The sequence below is a fragment of the Streptomyces aurantiacus genome (assembly GCF_027107535.1).
GTDB lineage: Bacteria > Actinomycetota > Actinomycetes > Streptomycetales > Streptomycetaceae > Streptomyces.
The window spans coordinates 196,688-218,541 of sequence record NZ_CP114282.1 but is presented as its reverse complement, the minus strand read 5'-3'; the positions used below and the strand labels follow the sequence as shown (position 1 = coordinate 218,541).

Below are 21,854 nucleotides of genomic sequence, written 5' to 3'. Positions count from 1 at the left end.
AACCCTAAAACAACTTTGACCGTGCGTTATTCGGTGATTCTGAGGGCCGCGAGGTAGCCGGCCCAGCTGTCCTGAGCCAGCGCCGCCCACTGGGTCGCGGTGTTCCGGTGGACGCCGAAGAGGTCGCTGATGATGATCGGCGGGAGTTCACCGGCCATGCCGAACAAGGCCGTGTTGCGGGCGGCGATGGTGGGCAGGCCGCGCTTCATGAGCTGTCCGGACAACGCCTCTAGGGCCTGTGTGACGTCGTGATCAATCTTGTCGATCCGGATCCGCCTGGAAGGCGGATCCGGTAGAAAGACGATCGTGACGCGCAGGCAACTCACCGACAAGCAATGGAAGTTGATCGAGCCGTTCCTGCCGATAGGCGAGTACGGCCCGTACCCCGAGCGGCTGCGGGAGCAGTTCGAAGGGGTGATCTGGCGGTTCCGCACCAGCAGCCAGTGGCGGGAGATGCCAGGCGAGTTCGGCCCGTGGCCGACGGTCTACGGCCGCTTCCGGGTATGGAGGGACGCCGGCGTCTTCACCGCGCTGCTGGAAGGCGTGATCGCCGAGGCCGCCCGCCAGGGGCAGACGGACTTGTCCCTGTTCAGCGTGGACTCCACGACCGCCCGCGCCCACCACGACGCCGCTGGGATGTGCATCGGCAAGGAGGTCATGGACGCCCTCGAGGAAGCCGCCGCCGAGCAGGAGCGGGCCCGGCAAAAGGGGGCGGCCCCCGCCAGAACAGAACGGACAGGACGGAGGTCACGACCCCGAGCGGGAAGAGCGGCGGCACATCAGGCGGCGGCGCAAGCTCCGCTTGAAGCAAGCCCTGCTCGGCAGGTCCCGTGGCGGGCTGACGAGCAAGGTTCATCTCGCCGCAGACCGCCGGTGCCGTCCGTTGTCGTTCGTCCTGACTGCGGGACAGGCAGCCGACAGCCCGCAGTTCGTCCCCGTGCTGCAGAAGGTGCGGATCCGTCTGCCGGTCGGTCGTCCCCGGACCCGGCCTGACGCTGTCGCCGCGGACAAGGCCTACTCATCGCGCGCCAACCGTTCTTACCTGCGCAAACGCAACATCAAGGCAGTCATCCCCGAGAAGAAGGATCAGGCCGCCAACCGGAAGAAGAAGGGCAGTCGCGGCGGCCGGCCCACACGCCACGACGCCGATCTCTACAAGGAACGGAACAGCGTCGAGCGCCTGATCAACAAGCTGAAGGCCTGGCGGGGCATCGCGACTCGATACGACAAGACACCCGAGAGCTACCTCGCCGGCCTCCACCTCCGCGCCTCCATGATCTGGATCAACGACCTGCTGAAGGCGACTGATTGATCACGACATCACACAGGCCCTAGTGATCCTCGACTGGGGGGCAACATGCCGGTTGGCTTCGGCGTCGGCCTCCTGCACGCCTACAGCTCCCTCCCCCTCCACCGCCGAGCGGATCCGCAAGGAGTTCACCCACATCCTCACCACCCCGGCCGGCTGCATCGGTGAACTCGTCGCCGTCGCTCAGCTTCTACAAGTGGTACACCGCGGCGGCCACCCCGAAGCCGCTGCAGCGGCACGCCGAGCAGCTCACCGGCGTCCGCATACCCACTGTCCTTCTGTAAATCGTCGTCCGCCATCACGAAGGAGTGCCCGGGTCACCGCTATCCACAAGGTTACTGATCAGAAACGAGATGAACGGCTATTGCGCTAGGCCCTCCTCCTCGAAGCGGCGCCGTGCAGCTTCCATGCCCTTCCTGTCGATAAAGTAGATGATCGCGGCTTCCCCAATGGCTTTCGTGCCGGCAGCCGCCATTGCTCCAGAAGCAAAATTTCCCGGGCCGGGTATGAGTTTGAGCAGCGCTCTTGCGAGCTCCCGGAATACCACTCCTGCGCCAACGTTCAATCCAAGCCCGACACTGAGCTCGCGCGCGAGTTCAACTGTGACCGGACGCCCGGAGATGTAGGAAATGATCATTACCATGAATACCTGTAGCGAGGTGATGAAGGGCATGTCCGCGAGGGGTATCGGCTGCGCCCCGACGCCTAGGCAGATGGCGGCCGTTACGACTACGATTTTCCGGGCGACCCTTTTCTGAATTTTGCGAAATTGCGCGGCCCTGACGAATGCGAGCTGCGTCACATCGGGAAGAACTTCCTGCATCCTCAGAGCGAGTAATTCGATGTTCCAGCGATAGTCCCGCTCGGGGAGGATCCGCTTCTTCTCGTCAAAGTCGGCGAGCGCGGAGGTGGGGACGACATCACAGGCAATGAACCGGGCCAGGTAGGAGTTTTCGGCAAGATGTTCCGCGAAAACAGCGGACGCCTCCCGGACGTAGGTCAATTTCTTGGAATCGTACGGTGGAGACTTGAGGTAACTGGGGTCGAGTTCGTCGCACTGACTGAGTACCGGAACGATCTTTACCTCTGTCCCGTGCACCTGAAATGCTTCCCTGTGCACGCGCTCCAGGGCGGCCAGGTCACCCGTGATCGCCGCATCCACCTCCTTGGCCTTCACGAGGAAAAGGATGACGTCAGGGCATCGTTCACGCACTGCGGAGATCAGGGATCCTTCGGCCGATCGCTCGGAGTCGTATTCGGCCGGCTGGGATGCCTCCTGGACACCCCGGGTGTCCAGGATCTCCATCTCCCGTCCCGCGAAGTTACATACCTCCCACTCTGCTCGCCCTGTCTGGGTACGCACGGCTCCCAGGCCCCGGACGCGAGCCCCGAATATCGCATTGGTCAGACCTGACTTTCCAGCCCCTCGCCTGCCCAGCAGCATCACTCGGGGGCTGCGCCGGTCACGAAGCATGCCCAGGAGTTGCTCGATCTCCTTCTGCGTCCTGGCACGCACAGGTTCCGGGAGGGTCTCGATGATCGAAAGGAGCGTCGTGAGGGCATCATCCAAGGAGCGGATTTCCTCATTAGCCATAGAAGCTCTCCCACTCTGCGCTTGAGTCTCAGGTCGCGGCACGATGTGGCCTGAAAAATACAAGCCGCACGACCGACTGTCACCGGCGCGCGAGCAGAAATGCGCGCCCCGTGCGCGCCGCACACTCCATCTGGAAGGGAAAGGCCCTGCACCCCCCGCGCGGGGAGGCGAGCCCTAATGGCAGTCTCTAGCCAGGCGCCGGATCAGGGGGTGGCATGGTTGACGTCCTGCCTGAAGATCGGCATTGCAGTGGCGATCGCTGGGGCGTAACGGATTTGCTCACCAACACCACAGGTATAACCCGGCCAGAGGATGAGGATCCGCGCCCGTGGGTGGGGCCCAGTTGCACCGGGATGCCTGGTCACGTCCTTACCCTGATGCATGAAGGTGCGCATCACCGGTGCTTCCGGTCAGCTGTCGGCAATCCTTTGCTGTACCTCGCTGCGCGTGCAGCTATCAATGCCGATGCCATGACTGAAATCCAGGACGTTGAGGGGCATCGCCAGCTCATCCTGGCCCAGCACCTTCAACGTGACGTTGCTCTGCGGCGCGGGGTAATCCACATGGTGCGCGGTCATGACTCAGCATCGTTTGACGTCACATTTAGGGTGTTGGCGTGGACCACCGCCGTCTGAGACTGTGCGTCGACGTGCTGACCGTCTTGGTGGGTGTCCTGCTGGGGCTGACCGCCAACTACGTGACCAGTCGCACGGACGGCGTACCGTGGCCGCTACGCGTACTCCAGGACTGGTCGCTGCCCCTGCTCGGCGGAGCGGTGCTGCTGCTCGTTGCGGGGCAGTTGGCGCTGTACCGCCTGAACCGGCCGGTGGCCCCGCGGCCCGCCTGGGACCCATCGCAGCCCCCGTATCCGGGCCTGGAGGCGTTCACCGAAGCGGACGCGGGGGTGTTCTTCGGCCGAGACCGCGAGGTACGGGAGCTGGTGGCACGACTGCACCCCCTCGGCGCCACCGCGCACCGCTTCGTGACCGTGATCGGTCCCTCCGGCAGCGGCAAGTCGTCCCTGGTGCGGGCCGGACTTGTCCCCGCGCTCGGCGCGCGCCGGCAGAAGTGGCGCGTCGCGGCCTTCCTCACACCGGGGACGGACCCGCTGGGCGCTCTGGCCACAGCCCTTGAGGACGTGTCCCGGGACCGCTCGGGCGGCCGGTTGCTGCTGGTCGTCGACCAGTTGGAGGAACTGCCGTTCCTGACGGGCGAGGGGGAGGCGTTCCTCACGCGGGTGGAGGAGGCCCTGGCGGCCGACACTCGCCTCTGGGTGGTGGCCACCCTGCGCTCGGACTTCCTGACCGACCTCCTGGAAGCCGGTCGTACGGATCTGGTGCGCGAACCGCTGCTCATCGGCGTGCTCGGTCGCGCCGCTCTCGTCGACGTCATCGAGAAGCCCGGGGCGAAGGCCGGTCTGACCTTCCCGCCCGCCCTGGTAGCCCGCATGGTCGACGACACGGGTGGCGGTGACGCGCTGCCGCTCCTCGCCTACCTGCTTCAGGCCCTCTACCTGCGGGCCCGCGGGCGAGGCCAGGTCACGGAAGGCGACTACCTCACGCTGGGCGGCGTGGAGGGCGCGCTGTCCGAACAGGCGGACCGGATCAGCGCGGGTCTACGGGCTGCCGACCCCAATGCCCCGGTGATGGACGTCCTGCTGAAGTTCGTGAGCCTGGACCACGGGGAGCCGACACGGCGCCGGGTCCGCCGGGCCGACCTGACGGACCGGGAGTGTGCCGTCGCGGACGCCTTCGTTGCCGGGCGGCTGCTCACCGGGGACGGCGGGGTGCTCGATGTGGCGCACGAGGCGCTGTTCCGCCGGTGGCGGCCCCTGCGCGAGGCGGTGGAGGCGGACGCGGAGGCGCTGCGGCGCCGCACGGAGGTGGAGCGGGCGGCGCGGGACTGGGTGCGCGCGGGGCGGGCGGAGGCTTATCTCTTCGAGGGGGAGCGGCTCGCGTCGGCCCGCGTGTGGGCGGACCGGGCGCCCGGGGTGTTTGGGGGAGTGCCGCTGGTCGTGGAGTTCCTCGACGCCTCGCTACGACGCGACCGCGCCGCCCTGGTGCGCGTAGCCGACGCTGTGGCGCGGCGGGCCCTCCAGGACGTCGCGCACGACCCGGAGCTGGCTCTCCTCGCGGCGCTGGCGGCGGTGGCGGAATGCGCCCCGACGTCCCTGGTCCAGCAGGCGCTGCACGCGGGGCTCAACGCGTCCCGGAAGTGCGCGGTCCTGCGCGGGCACGACCAGGGCGTGACCGCGGTGGCCTGGTCCCGGGACGGCGCCCGTGTGGCCACGGCGTCGGTCGACGGGACGGTGCGCGTCGTGGACGTGCGCGACGGGCATCCCGACACCGTCCGCGAGCCGGTCGTCCTCACGCGTGACGGCGTACGGATACGGTGCCTCGCCTGGTCGCCGGAAGGCCACAGAGTCGCCGGCGGGGCACAGGACGGCCGGGTCACGGTCTGGGACGTGGCGACGCGGGCCGTGCTCGCGGAGCCGGCCGGGCACGACGAGCCGGTCGAGGGACTCGAGTGGCGGCCGGAGGACGAGGTGCTCCGCAGCACGGACGCACGGGGTACGACCCACTCCTGGGACGGCGCGACGTACACCCGCCGAAACGCCTTCCCGGAGGCCGGGCTTCCGCCCCGGCAAGCCGTGCTGTCTCCCGACCGCCGCTTCCGCGCCCTGCTCCTGGACGGCCAGGACGTACAGGTGTGGGCCATGGACGCCCAGTACGAGGGGGAGGCACGCCAGAGCTTCCCCGCGCGGGAGAAACCGACCTGCGCGGCGTGGTCGCCGGACAGCCGCCGCCTAGGGGTGGGCGCCGACCGCACGGTGCGGGTGTGGGAGGTGGCCACGCGCCAGGAGTCCGTCCTGGGCCGCCACACGGACACCGTCAACGCCCTCGCCTGGCACGGGCACCACGTCGCGTCCGTGTCCAGGGACCGCACCGCGGTGCTCTGGGACGCCGCGGGGATGTGCGGCCGGACCAGCGCGTCGCTGGCGTGGTGCGGGAGCGGGGTCACGAGCGTCACGTGGTCCGAGGACGGTTCGCGGTGCGCGGCCGGCACGGAACAGGGCAGCGCGTGGGTGTGGGGCCTCGGTGAGGGGAGCGCGCCGGTGGAGTTCTCCTGGTCGGGGCAGTTGGTCACCGTCGCCCTGTCACCCGACGGCACGCGCCTGGTCAGCGCGGCACGGAGCCCTCAGGTCGCCGTCTGGAACGCGGCCACCCCCGGCACCGCGCCCCTCACCGTTCTCGCCCATGACGACCGGGTCACGGGCATCTCCTGGGCCCCGGACGGTACGCGGGTCGCCGTGACCGTCCGGAACGGCACCACGTGGGTCCAGGACGCCGAAACGGGTGACGAGTCGGCGGTGCTGCGCGCCGAGGAGTCGTACTGGACCGGCGGCGGCGCGTGGTCCCGCGACGGCCGCTTCCTCGCGACCTCGTCGACCGGCAACGGCCTCTGCGTGTGGGACGTGGAGGAGCAGGTGGTCGTGGCGGAGTTCCGGGGGCACGGCGACCGCGTGCGGTGCGCCGCCTGGTCACCAAACGGCCGCCGGGTCGCCTCCGGTTCGGGCGACGGCACGGCCCGCGTCTGGGACACCGGGAGCGGCGCGGAACTGTGCGTGCTGCGCGGCCACGTGGACCGTGTGCAAGGCGTCGGCTGGTCCCCGGACGGCCGCCAGGTCGCCACCGTGTCCTGGGACGGCACCGTACGCCTCTGGGATCCGGACGAAGGTCGTGAACGGATGGTCCTGGGAGTCCACGACGACCAGGTCAACGCCCTCGCCTGGCATCCGGACGGCACCTGGGTCGCCACCGGGTCGCGGGACGGGACGGTCCGCACCTGGGAGACGGCGACGGATGTCGACGCCTTGGTGGCACAGGCTCGGTCCCGTGTGTTCCGGGAGCTGACCGCGGAGGAACGCCGAAGTCTGCTGCTGCCTGCGGCGCCAACACCCTAGTCAGTGTCGTCAAATGATGCCGAGTTACGCATTATGGATGAGTGGTGTCCATGAACTGTCCGATGCTGAGCGGGAGTTCATCCTTCCGTTACTGACCCGGTCGAGTTGAGGACGTAGCTGGTCGGATGACCTCAGGATCTTGAACGGGATCGTGTGGCAGTTCCGGGGCCGGAACGCTACGGCTCGTGGGCCACCCTGCATACCCGCTTCTGCCGGGGGCCAAGGACGGCACGCTTCCAGGTCAGCCATACCACCGCGGCCCGCTGGGCAGACCGCTACCGGCAAGTCGGGAGCCGGCGGGATGCAGGACCGCTCCAGCCGCCCGCACCACCAGCCTGGTCGTGCCCCGGCCGTCATCGAGGAGCAGGTCGTGGGCCTGCGCCGGGAGCACCGCATGGGACCGGTGCGGCTGGCCGCCCGATGCGGCATCGCCGCCTCCGCCGCTCACCGCATCCTGCGCCGTCACGGCCTGCAAGACGTCACCATCGAGCGCGTCCTGACCGGCAACGCCTGGGCCTACACCAAGAACACCTGGCGCGACACCTGCCGACTGGGCTTCAGTCCGCGCTGGGCTCGGCCCTGGCGGCTGCAGACGAACGGCAGGTGGAACGCTTCCACCGCACCCTGCTCGACGGATGGGTCTACCAGCGCGGCCCTACGCCTCAGATGCCGAACGTCAGGCCGCGTTTTCCCAACTGGTTGGACTGGTGCAACTCCCACCGACCCCCACACCGGCATCATCGGCCACACCCCAGCCAGCACCGCGTCACCAACCTGCTCAAACAGCACATCTAGCCGTGTGCCTGGCCAGAGCGAAGGTCGGTCATACGCTCCACGGACTTGTTCATGTTGTAGACAATGTTCGAGATTCGGAGGCTGCCGCCGAAGCGGACCGGGACGACGAGTGAGTGACCGTCCTGTTCCGGGCGAGCTTCGACAACGTCGAAAACCCTCTTCCCGTCCAGTGCCACCACAAAGTCCAGGTTCTCCACTGTGATCAGCTTGAACTTTGGAGGGAGGACCTCACCCAGGCGAGGGATCCGGAGGGCGTCCCGCCAAGCGACGGCAAGCCTTGTTCGCAGCCGCGCCCGGACTCGCTGCCCGGTCGGCCGGAACTCGCAGCGAAACTCCAGGAGTTGGTTTTCCTTCAGCCAGCTCTCCTCGAATCCCGGCGTACTCTCGAAGTCGAGTTCGTGGTCGGGTAGCGGCACGCTGACGCCGACCGGGATCTTCCGAAGAACGCGTGCCTTGCCGGGGGTCAGGAAATCACCCCCGAGATCCAGAGGACCCCGGCCAGCAGCAGGAGCAAGGCAGCCACCGACGCCCGGGCGATCGGAGTCCGCCACCAGGCTTTTGGGTGGGGTCCCGCAAGGGCAGCAGCAACGAGAGGCCGCGGTGGCCCCAGCGTCGGCAGCGTTTCGAAGGGCATGGCCGGATCGCCGAGCTGGCCTCCCTCAACCAGGACTGCGAGTCGTCCCGGGAACAGGTCGACCACGTCCTCCGCCTCGGACACCAGGTTGAGCAGATGCGTCTGTCCCCGTTCCGTGCCGCAGAGCAGGGCTGACAGCCGGGTGAGGAAAGCCGCCGCGGCCCCAGGGGCCGCCCGTCCGGCGATCCACCGGTCGGCGTTCCCGGTGTGCCCGGCGGTGGCCTCGTACCGTACGGGCTCCAGGGCGGTGATCGCCGTGAACAGCTGGCCAGTCAGTGCCACGCGGGCCGCGGTGTGTTCAGCGGGGGCGGCGAGCAGTGGGTCCACCTTTTCGGCCGGGCACAGCCCGTCGAGGAGGCCGGACAGCTCCCCACGGCCCTGTTTGTCCACCGCGAGATCAGCCAGCATGTGGGAGGCCAGGCTCAGGACGACCCCCTCGTTTTCCTCCGGGGTGTCGTACGCCCCCTCCAGGACGAGGGTGTAGTAGATGAGCCTGCCCCCGGAGTCGGTGCGGGCTGACGGGATGCCGCTGAGCAGCACCCGCCAGTGCTCCTGGCCGTCCTCGGCGACAGCGAGCAGGCAGGGCCGCTCGGTGGCGATCCAGTCGCTGTATGCGTCCCACCATCGGGTGTCGGGTGCGGAATTGATGAATCCGTAGTCAAGTCCGCGTGGTGTGCCGCGAGTACGGAGGTGCATTCGCACGAGGAGGGTCCCTTACCTTCAGCGGGCCGGGTCAGCTCAGGTGGTGCAGGCGGGGGCCGTTCTGCCGCTCGGCCAAGGCCGCCAGCACGTCGAAGAGGGACTTGGTGGTCTTCTGTGCTTCCCGGTAGCGCTCTCGGTGGTCGTCGGCGACGCGCTCGCGACGGCTGCGCTCCCCGTTGACCATGAGCCACAGGTCGCGAAAGAAGCCTTCGCGCAGGTCGGCATACTCCCTGGAGTGCCGGGCGGTTGCCTGGCGCTGGGCGGTGGTCTGCTCGCTCTGCATGCGCGCGCTGTCGACCAACTGGCGACAGAGCAGGCTGATCAGGTCGTCCAGGCCCTTTCTGACGATGGTGCCGGGCGGCCGGACCCGGTACTTGGGGACCAGGATGACCCCGCCCGGGGCGTCGGCGTGTGGCGTCCAGCGAGCCGAGACCAGCTCCACGCACCCGTAGGTGTCGATCGGCAGATAGCGGATCGAGGCATGCGGGGCGGCCTCCCGGATGGTCTCCAGTACCTCGCTGAACTGGTCGACGACCTGGTGCCTCAGCTCCGCGGACTGGTCCTGGAGACTGCCACTGTCCGGCAGATACGTCTCGCACTTGACCGGACAAAAGATCACCATCGCGGGCTCGCCGGTCCGCTCTCGGCGGTTCTTGGCCCAGCGCAGCACAACCTGTTTGATCTGGAACACCCTGAGCTGGGATGTCAGCAGGGGGGCGTGTTCGGCGCCGGCCTCCATGAGGAGCACCGAGTCGATCGGCACGATGAGCACCGAGCTGTCGGCCAGGAACGCTTCGCACTCGTTCCACTTGTGCTCGTGCTCGGAACTCTCGCCGCCGTTCTCCAGCCAGCCGCCGGGATAGTCGAGGATGTCGAATCTGATGGGCAAGTCCCGGCCCCGGGGTTCCAGCAGCAGCCGGAACCACGACGGGTCGCTCGTGCTCGGCATCAGCTTCGGTTGGAACAGCCGGGCTTTGAGCGCCCCGCTGACCAGGTTGTCGGTGGTGGCGATCCGGTTGCGGGTGGGCCGGTCGGCAGCGGTCAGCTGCACCGCAGTCTCCCGGTTCAGCAGCCGCTGCCCCTCCGTCAGCAGGCCGGCGATCAAGGTGCTCTTGCCCGCCTGGCTCGGCGCCAGCAGGCCGATCTTGTACTCGAAAACCGGGCCTTGGGCGTTCATCACAGCGCCTCCCCTTCCCGCTCCGTGACGACGGCGATTTCGTTGACCACCCTGACCACCCGCGCGAAGCGGCTGTTGGCCTCGTCGATGCCGCGGAACTCCTCCGGCCACAGGTCGTTGCGGTAGCTGCGGACGAAGCGGCGGAACTCCTGCGCCGAGGTGCCGGACCGGATCAGGGTGTCCTCGAACTGCTCGAGGAGCGCGTGCACCACGGCCGTCGGGATGGCCGCCTCCCGCAGCAGCGACTTTTGGATGCGGAACGCCGCCTGCTCGGCGAGGCCGTTGAAGATGCCGTACAGCTCCTTGGCGCCCTCCTCCGTCAGCGGCACCGCCACCTGTTGCATCTCCTCTCCGGTGTCGGGGTGAGTGACCTGGAGGTTCAGCGGGGCGAGGTCGGGACGGACCCGGGGGTGGAGGAGGGTGCGGTACTCCAGGCGTACGTCGAGGAGGTCGTGGACCGCTGCGGCCAGGCCCGGGCAGGGTTGCGGGGATTCCTCGAACAGTTCCGCGAGGCGGCTCAGCAAGATCCGGCCGGAGGGAGTCTCGCCGTCGGCGGGTTCGGCGAACAGCGCGCCGCACTCGGCCGCCACGGCCGCCGCCGCCCGGTCCCACGCGTCGGTGAGCCGCTCGGTGAAGAAGTCGTCGAGTGCCGCGAAACGGCGGCTGATTTCGACCCGGATCCGGTTGAACTCGGGTCCGGCGAAGTCCGCCGGATGCCCTTCGGTGATCATCCGAGAGAGCGCCAGTTCCTGCCAGCCCTCTGCGCCGCGCCCGAAACCGTCGTCGATCCAGTCCAGTATGCCCTGGTAGGCGGACTCGACCGCCTGGACGAAGCCCGGGTCGGCGGGATGGTTCGCCTCCGCCGCGAGCTCGGCGACCAGCACCCGCAGCCGCTTGGCGACCCCACTGCGCAGTTGCTCGGCCTTGGCGTCGTTGACCTCCTCCGGCACTCCCGCGCGCCGCGCCACCTGCTCCAGCACCCGCCGTACGTCGGTGAGGTGCAGCCCTATCCGGTCCCGTACCGCGGCGGCGCGGCCGCGGGTGCCGGAGAGCACCTCGGCGTCCATCACCGGCAGCCCGTCGGCCAACTTGGTCAGCAGGGGCGTGAGCACCTCACGGCCGACCCGGCCCGGATCACGTACGTCGGTCTCGAAGACGGTGATGAAGCGGTCGGCCTCCCCGCCGTTAAGGTTGCGCAGCAGATCCCCCCGGAGGTCCTCGGCGAGATGCGGCTTGTCCGGGTCGATGTTGTGCACGACGTAGGTGAACTCCCCGATGCTGCGCACATAGCCGCGTACCCGGTCGAGCAGGGACATCCCGGAGGTGTCGGTCTCGTCGAAGAACGCGGAGGTGTCGGAGGAGCGCTTGACCACCAGGACCGCGTCGACCTCGTTGCGCAGCCCGTCCACATGGCGCTGCTCGGCGTCGGCGGTGACCTCGCCCAGGCCCGGCAGGTCCACGATGCCGATGCGGGCCACGTGCTCGTGCGGGAAGGGACACTCGATCCGCGCCTCGCGGACGGCGGCGTAGGTGCGCGGAACTCCGTCCGTTCCTGCGGCCTTGATCTCCTCGCTGGTCGGATAGGCGACGTAGGGGCGGATCTCCTCCAGCGGTACGGACTTCACCCCGCCGGTCAGCAGGTGCTTGTACGAGGGCAGTGCGCTCTGAAGGTCCCGCAACCGGGTGAGCAGCAGGCGCTTGCGGGTCTCCTCGTCCGCCTTCGGGTACTTCCAGGCGGCGAACTCTGTCAGGGAACGCGGCGGCGCGGCGAGCCCGAGGGCGGTGTGCAGCGGGCCGATCACCTCGGCGAGGAAGCTCTCCGGGCTGTGCATCTCCAGCTCGGCCCGGCGAACCGTGGGCGAATGGAAGATCCGGCTGCGTACGGCGGTGACCGGGATGCCGTGACCGGTCGGGATCTGCTGGTCGTCCAGGCCGGAAACCGATTGGAGCAGGGTGCTCTTGCCCATTCGGGCAGCCCCGCTCACCCCCAGGTTGACGGTGGGCCGGGTGAAGCGCGCGGCGACCGTCCGGAAGGAGTCGGCGACCTCGGCCGCACCGGCGTGGATCTCGGGCAGCTGAGGGATGGTCAGAGAGGCGGCGAGGTCCGGATCGACGGCGGTGTGGACGCGGAGGTCGGCGAGGGCCGTGTCCAGCTCGTCCAGCCGCTCGCCCAGCGTCTTCCAGCGGGCGCTCTCACGCTCCACCGCCGGAAGCTGACGCAGGCGTGCTTCTAACAGGGCGTCGATTGCCCTGGATATGTCTGACATATCCCCCCCCAGCATGCAGTGCCGGTTCCCTACCCCTCCGGACCGGTTCGGGAAACCACTCCCGATATGGCAGGCAACGTAGTGGGTGGGGCCGTACGCCGTCCGGGGTTCGGGGAATCCCGCACGGGCGCGTGGGGCCGTGCCCTCACGTCAGCCAGCGTGTGGTCCTCCCCGGAGGAAGATGCCAGATATGACGCACGAGTGAGCACTACCCTTCCCGGGTGACATTTTGTCGATCCGGGGGGCAGTTGGTGCGTTGGGCGGGGTGTGAGCTGCGGGGTTGGGTGTTGGCTGAGAACGGGGCCTGGTGGCGGTAGGCGGTTCTGACCTGGGGTTGTGCGGGTTGTAGTGGGACTGGTCGGGGTGTTGTGGGTGGCTTCTGCGTCTAATGGTCCGGGGTGTGTTTTGGCTGGTCAGGCGTGTTGTGCCTGGTCATGGACCTGGCTTGTGCAGGGATCGGCTCGCGTGTGGTCGAGGTTGTGTCGGGCCGGTCAGTAGGTGTTTTTGATCCCTGGCCGTGAGGTGGGTACGGATGGATGATCTGAGTTGTGGGGGCTGGCGGGACGGCTCGGCGGTACTGCCGGGAGTGTGGTGATCCGCTGCCGCAGACGATGGCGGCGGAGGCGGTGTTCTGCTCGGGTCGGTGCAGGTCACGGCGGTGGAGGAGGCTTCAGCAGACTCGCCAGCGGGTGGCTGCGATGCAGCGCGGGGAGCATGCGGAGTGCCCGGTCTGCGGTCGGTCGTGGACGGTGGGGGTGGAGCGGTCGAGGGCTGCGGTGTACTGCTCGGACCGTTGCCGGGTGCGGGCCTGCCGCCAGAGGCGGGCGTCGCGGAACAACGTTACGGAAACGCCATAGCCGAACGCCTCGCGAACACCTCGAACACCCCTTGATTTGCAGGGAAGTTGGGACCGACTCCCGAGCGCTTCGAGCGCCCCTGGTTCACGCCCTGCCCCGGCGTGTCGCGCGCGCGTCACGGTGGACAGTGACCGGGGCCGGCGCCCCTTTGACCGGTCACGTCGTGGTGGCCGGGCCGGACCCGGGCGAGGGCGGTGGTCATCATGACCGACGTGACCGACCGGATCGGGAACGTCACCCGGCAGCGTTACGAACAGCTCGTCACCCAGGCCAAGGAACTGATCGCGCAGATCGCCCGCTCTCAATTCTCCCTGGGTGACATGGCGTTGGAGATCGAGCCGATGAGGGCGGTGGGCGGGTCGATGCCGAACGGCACGGACGATCTGTTCACCGTCACTGAGTCGTTGCAGATGTTCGCCGACGACATCGGCGTCGAACGCCGGACGGTGGAGGACTGGCGATACACCGCCAACCGCTGGCCCGAGGGGCACCGCAAGGATGGTGTGTCGTTCACCGTTCACCGTTCACCGCATCCTCGCCTCGGTCGTGGACGAGGACGAGCGGTGGGCGGCGATCGAGGACGCGCCGTTCAACCCGCGCACCGGGGCTCGGCAGTGGACGCCGGACGGCGCGAAACGAGTCGTCGGCCAGCGCGTCGACCGGCCGGTCACGGTGGATGAGAAGGTCCAGGCCGTGGCCGACCTGACCCGGGACGACGAGGTCGCCGCCCAAGTAGCCACCGACCTGCTGAAGCGGCCGGCGGTCACCGAGCACGTCACCCCGGCCGAAAAGGTCCGGGTCGTCACGGAGCTGACCAGGGACGACACCGTCGCGCAGGAGGTCACTACCGGTCTGCTGCGCCGCCCGGCCGTCGCCCGGAAGACGATGCGGGACGACACCACCCGGATGCTCGTCAACCGCGCCCAGTTCGACAACTCCAACGAGACCCGTGACCGGATCCGGGAACGCACGCCTGCCGTCCGCGCGATCGAGCACACCATCGAATACCTCGACCTGGTCGGCTCCTGCCACGGCTTCGTGGCCACCCTGGGCCGCCTGGTCCCGCAGATGCGCGGGCAGGAGTTCACCGAGGACGAACGCGAGACCGTGCGCCGGCAGATCGGCCGGGTCCGCGCGGCGGCGGACTGGCTCGAAGGAGCCCTCGACAACGGCGAGTTCACCCTGGACGAGCAGCTGGTCCAGCTGCTCAAGGGCGAGTAGGCCATGCCGCGACGCCGGGAGGCTCGGCCGCTGGCCGAGCACTACGGCGACCTGGTCCGCGTCGCCCTGATGGAAGCACGCCCCGCGGGCCTGGACACCTACCAGCTCATGGCCGCCACCCGCCTCACCCGCTCGCAGGTCGGCCGCGGCATCCGGCACGTCCGCGACGTCGTCGCCGCGGAGAACCTGACGCCGATCACCTGGACGCGTCGGGACGGGTTCATGTTCTCCGACGACCCCGCGGACTGGATCGAGTACGACAAGCGGCAGTTCCGGCAGATCCTCGGCCGGCTCACCCGGGTGATCACGGGCACGCTCGATCCGCACCTGGCCCGCTACCCCGACGACGAATGGGCTCAGCTCGCCACCGCCCAGCTCACCGGCGTCCGCGCCACCCTCGCCCAGCTCGCCAAATAGCCCCGGCTACCGCCACTCACCTCGTCTGCCGAGCCTCGCCATGCCCGCTGCCTCGCGTCGCCGCCGCTACCCGTCCGACACCTCCGCCGCCGAGTGGGCCCTCCTGGAACCCTTGCTGCCGGTCCCGGCCTGCCAGACCAAGACCGGCGGACACCCGGAGAAGTGGCCACGGCGCGAGATCGTCGACGGCATCCGCTACATCGTCGACAACGGCGCGAAGTGGCGGGCTCTGCCTGCGGATTTCCCACCGTGGGAGACGGTCTATGGGTTTTTCTGGAGGTGGAACCGGGCCGGCGTCGTCACCTACATCCGTGACCAGCTCCGGCGCCGGATCCGTACCGGCAAGGGCCGCTGCCCCTACCCGGTGACGCTGATCGTGGACTCCCAGTCGGTCAAGGGCGCCTCCACCGTCGGCCGGAACAGCCGCGGCTACGACGCCGCGAAGAAAATCAACGGCCGCAAGCGACATATCACGGTGGACACGCTCGGCCTGCCTGTGATGATCACGGTGACGCCCGCCGACATCCAGGACCGCGACGCCGCCCGCGACGTGTTCTGGCGCCTGCGTCTCACCCAGCCGCAGATCACCCAGGTCTGGGCCGACCGCGGCTACGCCGGCGACCTCGTCGACTGGGCCCGCGACCGCCTCTGGCTCACCCTGCGCATCGTCTCCCGGCCCAAGGGCACCAAGGGCTTCGTCGTCTTGCCCCGCCGTTGGAAAGTCGAGCGCACGATCGGCTGGTGCATGAACGCCCGCCGCAACGCACGCGACTACGAACGGCTGCCTCAGCACTCCGAAGCACACCTGAACTGGGCACTCATCACCACGATGACCCGGCGGCTCACCCGCAAGAAGCCCCGCACCAACTGGACCAAAAAGGTCAGGTCAGCAGGCTAGCCGCTCGTCGGCCACGCCAAGATCAAGGGTGACCTCCTCATCGGCCGGCCAGCCCAAGCTGGATGGATGCCGCGTCGACCGTCTGCGCCAGCAGGACTGCGATGGTCATGGGTCCGACCCCGCCGGGGACCGGTGTGATCAAGCGGGCACGAGTGCGGGCAGTGTCGAAGTCGACGTCGCCGACGTTGCCGGGGTTGTATCCGGCATCGATCACGACGGCCCCTGGTTTGACGTCTTCGCCGCGAATAAGCCGAGGCCTTCCCACGGCCGCCACAACAACGTCCGCTTCGTGCACGATCGCGGCCAGATCGGTCGTACGGGAGTGGCAGTAGGTGACAGTGGCGTCCCGGGCGAGCAAGAGCATTCCGACGGGCTTGCCGAGGATCGCACTGCGACCCACGACAACGGCGTGCTGACCTGCAAGATCGACCTCATACTCGTCCAAGAGCCGCATGATCCCGCCCGGGGTGCACGATGCGAATCCAGGCAGTCCGAAGCTCATCGCCCCGAAGGAGCTCATCGTGACCCCGTCGACGTCCTTCTCCGGCGCGATGGCCTCGAATGCCGCCCGCTCATCGATGTGAGGGCCTACGGGGTGCTGAAGCAAGATGCCGTGCACTCCGGCGTCCTGCGAGAGGGACTGGATGGTCTCCACCAGCTCAGCGGTTGTAGTGGTGGCCGGCAGGCTGACAAGTCGGGACTCGATGCCCGCCTTCGCGCAACGGGCCCGCTTCATCCGGACGTACGTCACCGAAGCCGGATCCTCACCTACCAGCACCGTTGCGAGGCAAGGCGTCACGCCGACACGTCGCACAAGCTCTGTCGCCTTGCTTGACGTCTCCTCAACGATGCGCCGGGCAAGGCCAACGCCGTCCATGAGCCGGGCTGTCTGTGTCTGGGACATGGTCGCCTCCAGGCGTCGCTGACCACTCGCCCAGGCGCACGGCATCGACCGATTCGTCAGACCGCTCCCCGGTGGTGCTCCACCTCAGCGCCAGTCACGGCCCACGCACCACTCTAGTGGCACTCTTCCGCTGATCAGGAGCGGGAAGTTGAAAAACACCTACTGAGCAGTGGCTGCGAGGCCAGCGCCTGGAGGCGTACGCCGACTTCCTCAAGGCGTGGGACCAGGCTGTGTCCCAGATCGACACGATGGTCAGAGCCTGGGAGTCCTGGGCTCAGCTCCCTCCGGCTGAGGACGGGGATCCCGAAACAATCCGCTACAACAACGTCGTCGACCATCTCGATACCGCCCAAGCAGGCCTTGAGTCGGCGGTGGAGCGTGTGGAGCTGATGGGACCGGACAGCATGGAAGGGGGCGCCGTAGCTATGGCTTTGGCACTTGGCCTCCACTGTGATCGGCTCACCGAGATGCTCTCCGACGACAGCGAAGCAACCTGGGACGACTACCGTAGGGTGCGGGCCCAGCTGAACAGCAGACGCCGCATTTTCCTGGCGCGGGCTCGGGTGTTCCTGCAGGCCGCGCCCGTCCCCGGTCGGCGTGCCCGTTGACAACCGACGGCCCGGTGGTGGTGCCCCGGCCACCGGTTTGGCTAACGCCGACCACAGACCCGACCACCGTGGTCGGGCGCTTGCGCACTTCGAGGTCAGTTGCGCGGGTCAGTTCTGTGTGCGGGTGTTGTTGAAGCGGATGCCGGTACCCCAGCCCTCCCGGGCGGTGGCCATGCACCAGTGGCACAGGGGCAGGCCACCGTTGCCGTACTTGTGCGTGCTGCGCTGGCAGCCGGAACAGGGCCCGACCATGCTGCTGGAACAGGTGAAAGTGGACGGGTCCGGCTCGCTGATCGGCGGCGGGAAAGCACTACTGGTCATCAGGGACAGCCTGTTCTGGGGGAGGGGCAGGGCAGCGAACGTGACCGGAGGGGGCCGGTCAGTGCGCCGCAGCGGAGAGGGCCGGTCGGGTGGGTAAGTCGAGGATGTCCAGGGCGGTGTCGGGCTGGCAATGGCTGCAGGCCCGTACTCCTGAGGCGAGGAGCCGGCGTGCTTCGTCCCGGCCGACGGGACGCCGTCGTTTGCCCGCGGCGTAGCAGCCGCCCACGTGGACCTCGGTGGGCGGCCGTCCGTCACCGATGCCGAGTTCGACGAACCACTCCGGCTCCGCAGGCCGGACCTGCCGTCCGCGTTCCCGCTCGGCTTCCCGCTGCTGGAGGGCAGCGATCTTGTCGTCGATGCGCTGCAGCCACATGGCATGCCAGGTCCTCAACGCGAAGAGTCGACCCAGGTCAGGGGGCAGGTCGTCCAGCATGGTCCGTCCCGGGGATCTTCGACTGAGAGGGCTGCATCCCTCGCGTGTTCGAATACTAGTTCTATAAGGTGAGTGTAGTGGAGGTGGGTGCCATGGCGGCGGAAGCGGTGTCGGGAGATCAGCGGGTGTCGAGTGTGATGCATGTGCGCTGCCCCGACCGTCTGCCGGAGGACGTCTTCCGGCAGGTCCTGGAACTGCTCGCGGAGTTTTCCCCGGTCGTTCAGGCGCTGCCACCGTCCGCAGCCCTGGTGGAGCTCAAGGGCGCCCTGCGCTACCACGGCACCGATGCCCGGCGGCTGGGAGAGGTGCTGCGGATACGGACCCTCTCTCGGCTGGGTGTCGACTTGCGCGTGGGGATCGGGCAAACGATCACAGTCGCGGCCACCGCCTCCGGCCAGATCGACACCCCCGGCGGCGTCCTCGCCATCGACCCCGACCACGTCGTCGACTGGCTCGGTCCGCTGCCCGTCGAAGCCCTGCACGGCATCGGCCCGAAGCACGCGGCAGCGCTGCGGGAGTTCGGAGTGCACTGCGTGGGCCTGCTCGCCGCGGTCCCGCCGGCCACCGTGCAGCGCCTGCTCGGCGGCCGCGCCGGACGGATGGCCGCCGACCGGGCCCGCGGCATCGACCCCCGCCCCGTCGCCCCGCGCGCCCTGCCCGCCACCCTGACCGTGCGCCACACCCTCGCCCAACACACCCTGGACGGCGCGCTGGTCCGCGCGGCCCTGCTCGACCTGGTCGTGCAGCTCGCCCACCGGCTGCGCCAGCGCGGCCAGGTGGCCCGCGGCCTGACCCTGGTACTGCGGTTCGCCGGCGGGGCCTCGTGGGAGAAGACGCGTCGCCTGCCGGAGGCCTCGGCGCACGACGACGACCTGCGCACCCTGGCGTATCGCATCGTCGACGCTGCGGGCCTGCAGCGAGGCCGCTTGACCGGACTGGTCCTCAAGGGCGAGGACCTGGTCGACGCCGACCAGGTTGCCCAGCAGATCAGCCTGGACCAGGCGCGCGAGGACCGGCTGATCGCTGAGAAGGTCAGCGATCGGATCCGCGCGAAGTTCGGGCCCGGCGTGATCGGCCCGGCCGCCACGTTCCTGCGCGTCTCATGACCCGGCATCCGACCCGCAGGTGGAGGTGAGAGGGATGCTGCTCGATCCGCCCGGCTGGCCAGGCTGCGCTCAAAGCTTGCCGCACTGGCCTTACCTCCAAGCCGTCGACGAGGCGCTCACCGGCCGCGGGATCCCGCCCGGCGCGGTCTGCATCGACCGGGCCGGCCGCGCGCACGGCGACATCATGTCCATGGAGCTGAGCTGGGACGTCAGCCGCACCGCCGGTCCAGGAGGCGTCCAGTTCCACTGGGATGAGGACACCGGCTGGTCCTACGCCACGGTCCGCCTCATCCGCGACGGCACCCTCCCGCGCCGTCCTCTGGTCCCGCTCCAACGCGTCTTCGCGGCTCCGGAGGCGGTAGCGGACACCGCGGAGAGCCTGGTGCGGTCCTGGCGTACGCCCACCGGCGAGTACGGCGCGGAGTGGGACCAGGCCCACCAGGTGCGCACCGCGATCGACGCGTTCCGGCAGTCGGTCCGGTAGAAGCGCTGTCACATCCTCTTCGTGGCCAGCTTCCAATCTCAGCGTTCGGCTAGGTCGCGGATGGTCGCGGTGCCGGACCGGACGATCCAGGTACCGCTGCCGGGCGGGGTTTCGTCCGAGCGGGTCTTGAGGTCTTCGACGTTGATGGCTGGCGGCCACTGCGTGGTGTGTTCGGACCAGTGGACACCGCTGAGGTCAATGCCGGTCAGGTCGGCGTTGCTCAGGTCTGTGGCGGTGAAATCGTCCAGGAGTGCGTGCAGCGAATCCTTGTCGAGCGCGAGGGGTTCCCGGCGGAGTGCTAGGCCGATGGCCCGGCCCACCTCGGCGGTACGAATTTCGACGATGAGGTCGAGGGCGCCGCGGACGCGGGCGCGCATGCGGTCGAGGTCGAGGGCGCGGGCGCGGACGAGGGCGCGGGCGAGGATGCGGTCGAGGTCGCGGACGCGGGCGCGTGCTCGGTCGAGGACGAGGACGAGGGCGAGGTCGCGGGCGCGTGCTCGGTCGAGGGCGCCGGCGAGGGCGAGGTCGAGAACGCGGGCGCGGTCGCGGGCGCGGGCGCGGTCGCGGGCGGAGTCGAGGGCGAGGGCGCGGTCGAGGGCGAGGTCGAGGGCGCTTGCTCGGTCGAGGGCGTGGTCGAGGTCGTGGTCGCGGGCGAGGGCGCGTGCTCGGTCGAGGTCGAGGTCGAGGGCGTCGGCGAGGTCGCGGGCGAGGTCGCGGGCGAGGTCGCGGTGGTCGACGCGGTCGAGGTCGCGGGTGCGGGCTTGGCTGGCAGTTTTGACGTCGGGGTTGTTGCGCAGGGTCATGCGGTCTGCGGGGCTGAGCGCGCGGAGGAGTTCCATTGTGTCGGTGTGGTGGGGCGGCGTGTCGTGGGTGTCAGCCGGTGGGGTTGGAGGGGCGGGGAGGATGGCGGCAAGGCCGGCTTCGGTGTCGAGGACGGTGTCGAGGTTGTCTGTGGCAGCGTCGTGGTGGGAGTGGAGGAGGATTTCGCGCAGGCCTGCCTCGGTGTCGAGGAGGTCGTCGAGGGCGTAGGGCAAGGCGTGCTGATGCTGGTTGAGCCAGTGATGCGCGGCCTGATCGTGGTCGTTGGGTCCGAAGTGGCGGGTCACTGGTCCCCCTCCCGTGCCTTGAGGTAGGCGGCTGCGGCGCGGCGGGCTAGTTTCAGGTTGGCGCGTACGTTCTCGGCCGGCAGGCCGAGGTGGTCGGCGATGTCGGTGGGGGTGAAGCCTGCCAGCGTCCAGGCCATGACCTGGCTCTGCTTCATCGGCAGACTGCGTAGCAGGGGTAGCGCGTCGTGCTGGGCCTCCCATTCCGCGATGGCGTCGGGGCGGGGCACCAGGGAGGTGGGTTCGGCTACGTCGCCGACGGGTTCTTCGACGGAGGCGACTTTGCGCACGAGCGCGCGTGAGGCGGCTTTGTGGACCCAGGCCTTCGGATGGGTGATGCGGTCCCAGTTCCGGTAGGCATCGGTCATGATCTCCTGGGCGATGTCTGCGGCCACGTGAACGGCGGCGCCGTGGTTGATCAGGAAGCCGGTCAGGGGGCGGATGTTCTCGCGGTAGAAGGCGGAGAACTCGTTGTCTGCCTGTTGCCGGGCACGGTGGCGTTGGCCTGGCGGGCCGGGGGGTGCGGGCGCGGCCGCAGGGCGGTCGACACTGTCCGCCGGGTCATGGGTGCTCACGCTGCCTGGTCCTCCCCTGGAACCGGAGTACGGGTGATCTTCACGTGCAGGCGGTGGCCGTCGCCGTCCCGGTCATCGAGCTCCACCTGGCCGTCCGATGCCACGGTCTCGGTGACCTGGAGAAGGTATCGCTGCCGCTGCTGTTCACGGCGTGCCCGCCAGCGCAGGCGGATCCAGAGCGCCAGCAGCGCGCAGGCCTTGGCGATGACGATCGAGACGATGACGGCCGTGGTCGGGTCCATCAGGGATCCCCCCTTGCTCGTACTACGGACCCGTCCTTGAGGCCGGGCAAGAGTTAAGGGGGCAAGGAGCTCATGATCGTGAACTCGTGGGCCGAACAATTGATACCGCGGGTCTTCGAACGCTCCCGGGCGGGCCGATCCCCATAGGGCTTTCGCCCGTCGGCTGCGGCAGCCGCATCAAGGCCGTGGTCGGTCTCATGGTCGTACCCCGACCACGAGCCCGACCACGGCCGGGACGGCGGT

Annotated in this window: 21 protein-coding genes, 2 pseudogenes and 1 riboswitch; of the genes and pseudogenes, 10 read left to right on the top strand and 13 right to left on the bottom strand. The window is 68.8% G+C overall.

Annotated features, from left to right (window positions below; genetic code table 11):
• Positions 1-26: 26 nt before the first annotated feature.
• Complete coding sequence (locus O1Q96_RS00980) at positions 27-209, bottom strand: hypothetical protein (RefSeq protein ID WP_269246379.1); 183 nt, start codon at positions 207-209, stop codon at positions 27-29.
• Positions 210-306: 97 nt separating this feature from the next.
• On the opposite strand from O1Q96_RS00980, the pseudogene O1Q96_RS00975 reads away from it, so the two are divergent.
• Positions 307-1,312, top strand: a pseudogene (locus O1Q96_RS00975) (IS5 family transposase).
• Between the two features lie 358 nt (positions 1,313-1,670).
• Here O1Q96_RS00975 and O1Q96_RS00970 read toward each other — a convergent pair.
• Positions 1,671-2,879 carry a GTPase gene (locus O1Q96_RS00970; protein ID WP_269246378.1) on the bottom strand — a complete coding sequence of 403 codons (1,209 nt, stop codon included), beginning with the start codon at positions 2,877-2,879 and terminating at the stop codon, positions 1,671-1,673.
• Between the two features lie 434 nt (positions 2,880-3,313).
• Complete coding sequence (locus O1Q96_RS00965; RefSeq protein WP_269246377.1) at positions 3,314-3,481, bottom strand: hypothetical protein; 168 nt, start codon at positions 3,479-3,481, stop codon at positions 3,314-3,316.
• Positions 3,482-3,519: 38 nt separating this feature from the next.
• On the opposite strand from O1Q96_RS00965, the gene O1Q96_RS00960 reads away from it, so the two are divergent.
• Together O1Q96_RS00960 and O1Q96_RS00955 are read left to right on the top strand one after the other, a co-directional pair.
• Positions 3,520-6,867 carry an nSTAND1 domain-containing NTPase gene (locus tag O1Q96_RS00960; protein ID WP_269246376.1) on the top strand — a complete coding sequence of 1,116 codons (3,348 nt, stop codon included), beginning with the start codon at positions 3,520-3,522 and terminating at the stop codon, positions 6,865-6,867.
• A 231-nt stretch (positions 6,868-7,098) separates the two neighbouring features.
• Positions 7,099-7,662, top strand: a pseudogene (locus O1Q96_RS00955) (integrase core domain-containing protein); the annotation flags it as partial.
• Here O1Q96_RS00955 and O1Q96_RS00950 read toward each other — a convergent pair.
• From O1Q96_RS00950 to O1Q96_RS00935, 4 genes are read right to left on the bottom strand one after another with little or no spacing between them, the layout of a single operon-like run.
• Positions 7,659-8,078: a hypothetical protein gene (locus O1Q96_RS00950; RefSeq protein ID WP_269246375.1), complete on the bottom strand. Its 420-nt coding sequence runs from the start codon at positions 8,076-8,078 to the stop codon at positions 7,659-7,661. The pseudogene O1Q96_RS00955 and the gene O1Q96_RS00950 sit on opposite strands and share 4 nt — an antisense overlap.
• Before the next feature lie 47 nt (positions 8,079-8,125).
• On the bottom strand, positions 8,126-8,998 hold the full coding sequence (locus O1Q96_RS00945; RefSeq protein ID WP_269246374.1) for a hypothetical protein: 873 nt from the start codon (positions 8,996-8,998) through the stop codon (positions 8,126-8,128).
• A 31-nt stretch (positions 8,999-9,029) separates the two neighbouring features.
• A complete protein-coding gene (locus O1Q96_RS00940) occupies positions 9,030-10,175 on the bottom strand; it encodes a hypothetical protein (RefSeq protein WP_269246373.1) in 1,146 nt (381 codons plus the stop codon).
• On the bottom strand, positions 10,175-12,379 hold the full coding sequence (locus O1Q96_RS00935; protein ID WP_269246372.1) for a hypothetical protein: 2,205 nt from the start codon (positions 12,377-12,379) through the stop codon (positions 10,175-10,177). The genes O1Q96_RS00940 and O1Q96_RS00935 overlap by 1 nt, the downstream gene beginning before the upstream one ends.
• 1,123 nt (positions 12,380-13,502) lie before the next feature.
• Here O1Q96_RS00935 and O1Q96_RS00930 point away from each other — a divergent pair.
• From O1Q96_RS00930 to O1Q96_RS00915, 4 genes are read left to right on the top strand one after another with little or no spacing between them, the layout of a single operon-like run.
• Entirely contained in the window at positions 13,503-13,979 is a 477-nt protein-coding gene (locus O1Q96_RS00930; protein ID WP_269246371.1) for a hypothetical protein, read from the top strand.
• Positions 13,873-14,520 (top strand): DUF6192 family protein, encoded by a 648-nt coding sequence (locus tag O1Q96_RS00925; RefSeq protein ID WP_269246506.1) that lies wholly within the window; start codon positions 13,873-13,875, stop codon positions 14,518-14,520. Before O1Q96_RS00930 ends, O1Q96_RS00925 begins: the two co-directional genes overlap by 107 nt.
• A 3-nt stretch (positions 14,521-14,523) precedes the next feature.
• Positions 14,524-14,937, top strand: coding sequence for a hypothetical protein (locus tag O1Q96_RS00920; RefSeq protein ID WP_269246370.1), 414 nt, complete (start codon positions 14,524-14,526; stop codon positions 14,935-14,937).
• Between the two features lie 40 nt (positions 14,938-14,977).
• Positions 14,978-15,835 carry an IS5 family transposase gene (locus tag O1Q96_RS00915; RefSeq protein WP_331276009.1) on the top strand — a complete coding sequence of 286 codons (858 nt, stop codon included), beginning with the start codon at positions 14,978-14,980 and terminating at the stop codon, positions 15,833-15,835.
• Positions 15,836-15,872: 37 nt separating this feature from the next.
• On the opposite strand, the gene O1Q96_RS00910 is transcribed toward O1Q96_RS00915, so the two are convergent.
• Entirely contained in the window at positions 15,873-16,739 is an 867-nt protein-coding gene (locus O1Q96_RS00910) for a bifunctional 5,10-methylenetetrahydrofolate dehydrogenase/5,10-methenyltetrahydrofolate cyclohydrolase (RefSeq protein ID WP_269246369.1), read from the bottom strand.
• A 21-nt stretch (positions 16,740-16,760) separates the two neighbouring features.
• Positions 16,761-16,847: riboswitch (ZMP/ZTP riboswitch) on the bottom strand.
• Positions 16,848-16,969: 122 nt separating this feature from the next.
• On the opposite strand from O1Q96_RS00910, the gene O1Q96_RS00905 reads away from it, so the two are divergent.
• Positions 16,970-17,347, top strand: coding sequence for a hypothetical protein (locus O1Q96_RS00905; protein WP_269246368.1), 378 nt, complete (start codon positions 16,970-16,972; stop codon positions 17,345-17,347).
• A 108-nt stretch (positions 17,348-17,455) separates the two neighbouring features.
• Here O1Q96_RS00905 and O1Q96_RS00900 read toward each other — a convergent pair whose 3' ends face one another.
• Together O1Q96_RS00900 and O1Q96_RS00895 are read right to left on the bottom strand one after the other, a co-directional pair.
• Entirely contained in the window at positions 17,456-17,668 is a 213-nt protein-coding gene (locus O1Q96_RS00900) for a hypothetical protein (RefSeq protein WP_269246367.1), read from the bottom strand.
• Positions 17,669-17,726: 58 nt separating this feature from the next.
• Positions 17,727-18,101: a DUF6233 domain-containing protein gene (locus tag O1Q96_RS00895; protein WP_269246366.1), complete on the bottom strand. Its 375-nt coding sequence runs from the start codon at positions 18,099-18,101 to the stop codon at positions 17,727-17,729.
• 92 nt (positions 18,102-18,193) lie between these two features.
• Here O1Q96_RS00895 and O1Q96_RS00890 point away from each other — a divergent pair, with 92 nt between their 5' ends.
• Positions 18,194-19,207, top strand: a complete 1,014-nt coding sequence (locus tag O1Q96_RS00890; protein WP_269246505.1) for a DNA polymerase Y family protein — start codon at positions 18,194-18,196, stop codon at positions 19,205-19,207.
• 76 nt (positions 19,208-19,283) lie between these two features.
• Positions 19,284-19,691 (top strand): DUF6292 family protein, encoded by a 408-nt coding sequence (locus O1Q96_RS00885; protein ID WP_269246365.1) that lies wholly within the window; start codon positions 19,284-19,286, stop codon positions 19,689-19,691.
• 38 nt (positions 19,692-19,729) lie between these two features.
• Here the strand turns inward: O1Q96_RS00885 and O1Q96_RS00880 are convergent, their stop codons facing one another.
• The 3 genes from O1Q96_RS00880 to O1Q96_RS00870 are packed head-to-tail and all read right to left on the bottom strand — an operon-like array spanning position 19,730 to position 21,611.
• Positions 19,730-20,797 (bottom strand): hypothetical protein, encoded by a 1,068-nt coding sequence (locus O1Q96_RS00880; protein WP_269246364.1) that lies wholly within the window; start codon positions 20,795-20,797, stop codon positions 19,730-19,732.
• Positions 20,794-21,369 carry an RNA polymerase sigma factor gene (locus tag O1Q96_RS00875; RefSeq protein ID WP_269246363.1) on the bottom strand — a complete coding sequence of 192 codons (576 nt, stop codon included), beginning with the start codon at positions 21,367-21,369 and terminating at the stop codon, positions 20,794-20,796. Before O1Q96_RS00875 ends, O1Q96_RS00880 begins: the two co-directional genes overlap by 4 nt.
• On the bottom strand, positions 21,366-21,611 hold the full coding sequence (locus O1Q96_RS00870; protein WP_269246362.1) for a hypothetical protein: 246 nt from the start codon (positions 21,609-21,611) through the stop codon (positions 21,366-21,368). The genes O1Q96_RS00875 and O1Q96_RS00870 overlap by 4 nt, the downstream gene beginning before the upstream one ends.
• Between the last annotated feature and the right edge of the window lie 243 nt (positions 21,612-21,854).

Coding starts and splice junctions, on each gene's coding strand:
- O1Q96_RS00980 (WP_269246379.1), bottom strand. CDS start 209: ATGAAGCGCGGCCTGCCCACCATCGCCGCCCGCAACACGGCCTTGTTC.
- O1Q96_RS00965 (WP_269246377.1), bottom strand. CDS start 3,481: ATGACCGCGCACCATGTGGATTACCCCGCGCCGCAGAGCAACGTCACG.
- O1Q96_RS00940 (WP_269246373.1), bottom strand. CDS start 10,175: ATGAACGCCCAAGGCCCGGTTTTCGAGTACAAGATCGGCCTGCTGGCG.
- O1Q96_RS00930 (WP_269246371.1), top strand. CDS start 13,503: ATGACCGACGTGACCGACCGGATCGGGAACGTCACCCGGCAGCGTTAC.
- O1Q96_RS00920 (WP_269246370.1), top strand. CDS start 14,524: ATGCCGCGACGCCGGGAGGCTCGGCCGCTGGCCGAGCACTACGGCGAC.
- O1Q96_RS00915 (WP_331276009.1), top strand. CDS start 14,978: ATGCCCGCTGCCTCGCGTCGCCGCCGCTACCCGTCCGACACCTCCGCC.
- O1Q96_RS00910 (WP_269246369.1), bottom strand. CDS start 16,739: ATGTCCCAGACACAGACAGCCCGGCTCATGGACGGCGTTGGCCTTGCC.
- O1Q96_RS00900 (WP_269246367.1), bottom strand. CDS start 17,668: ATGACCAGTAGTGCTTTCCCGCCGCCGATCAGCGAGCCGGACCCGTCC.
- O1Q96_RS00895 (WP_269246366.1), bottom strand. CDS start 18,101: ATGCTGGACGACCTGCCCCCTGACCTGGGTCGACTCTTCGCGTTGAGG.
- O1Q96_RS00890 (WP_269246505.1), top strand. CDS start 18,194: ATGGCGGCGGAAGCGGTGTCGGGAGATCAGCGGGTGTCGAGTGTGATG.
- O1Q96_RS00870 (WP_269246362.1), bottom strand. CDS start 21,611: ATGGACCCGACCACGGCCGTCATCGTCTCGATCGTCATCGCCAAGGCC.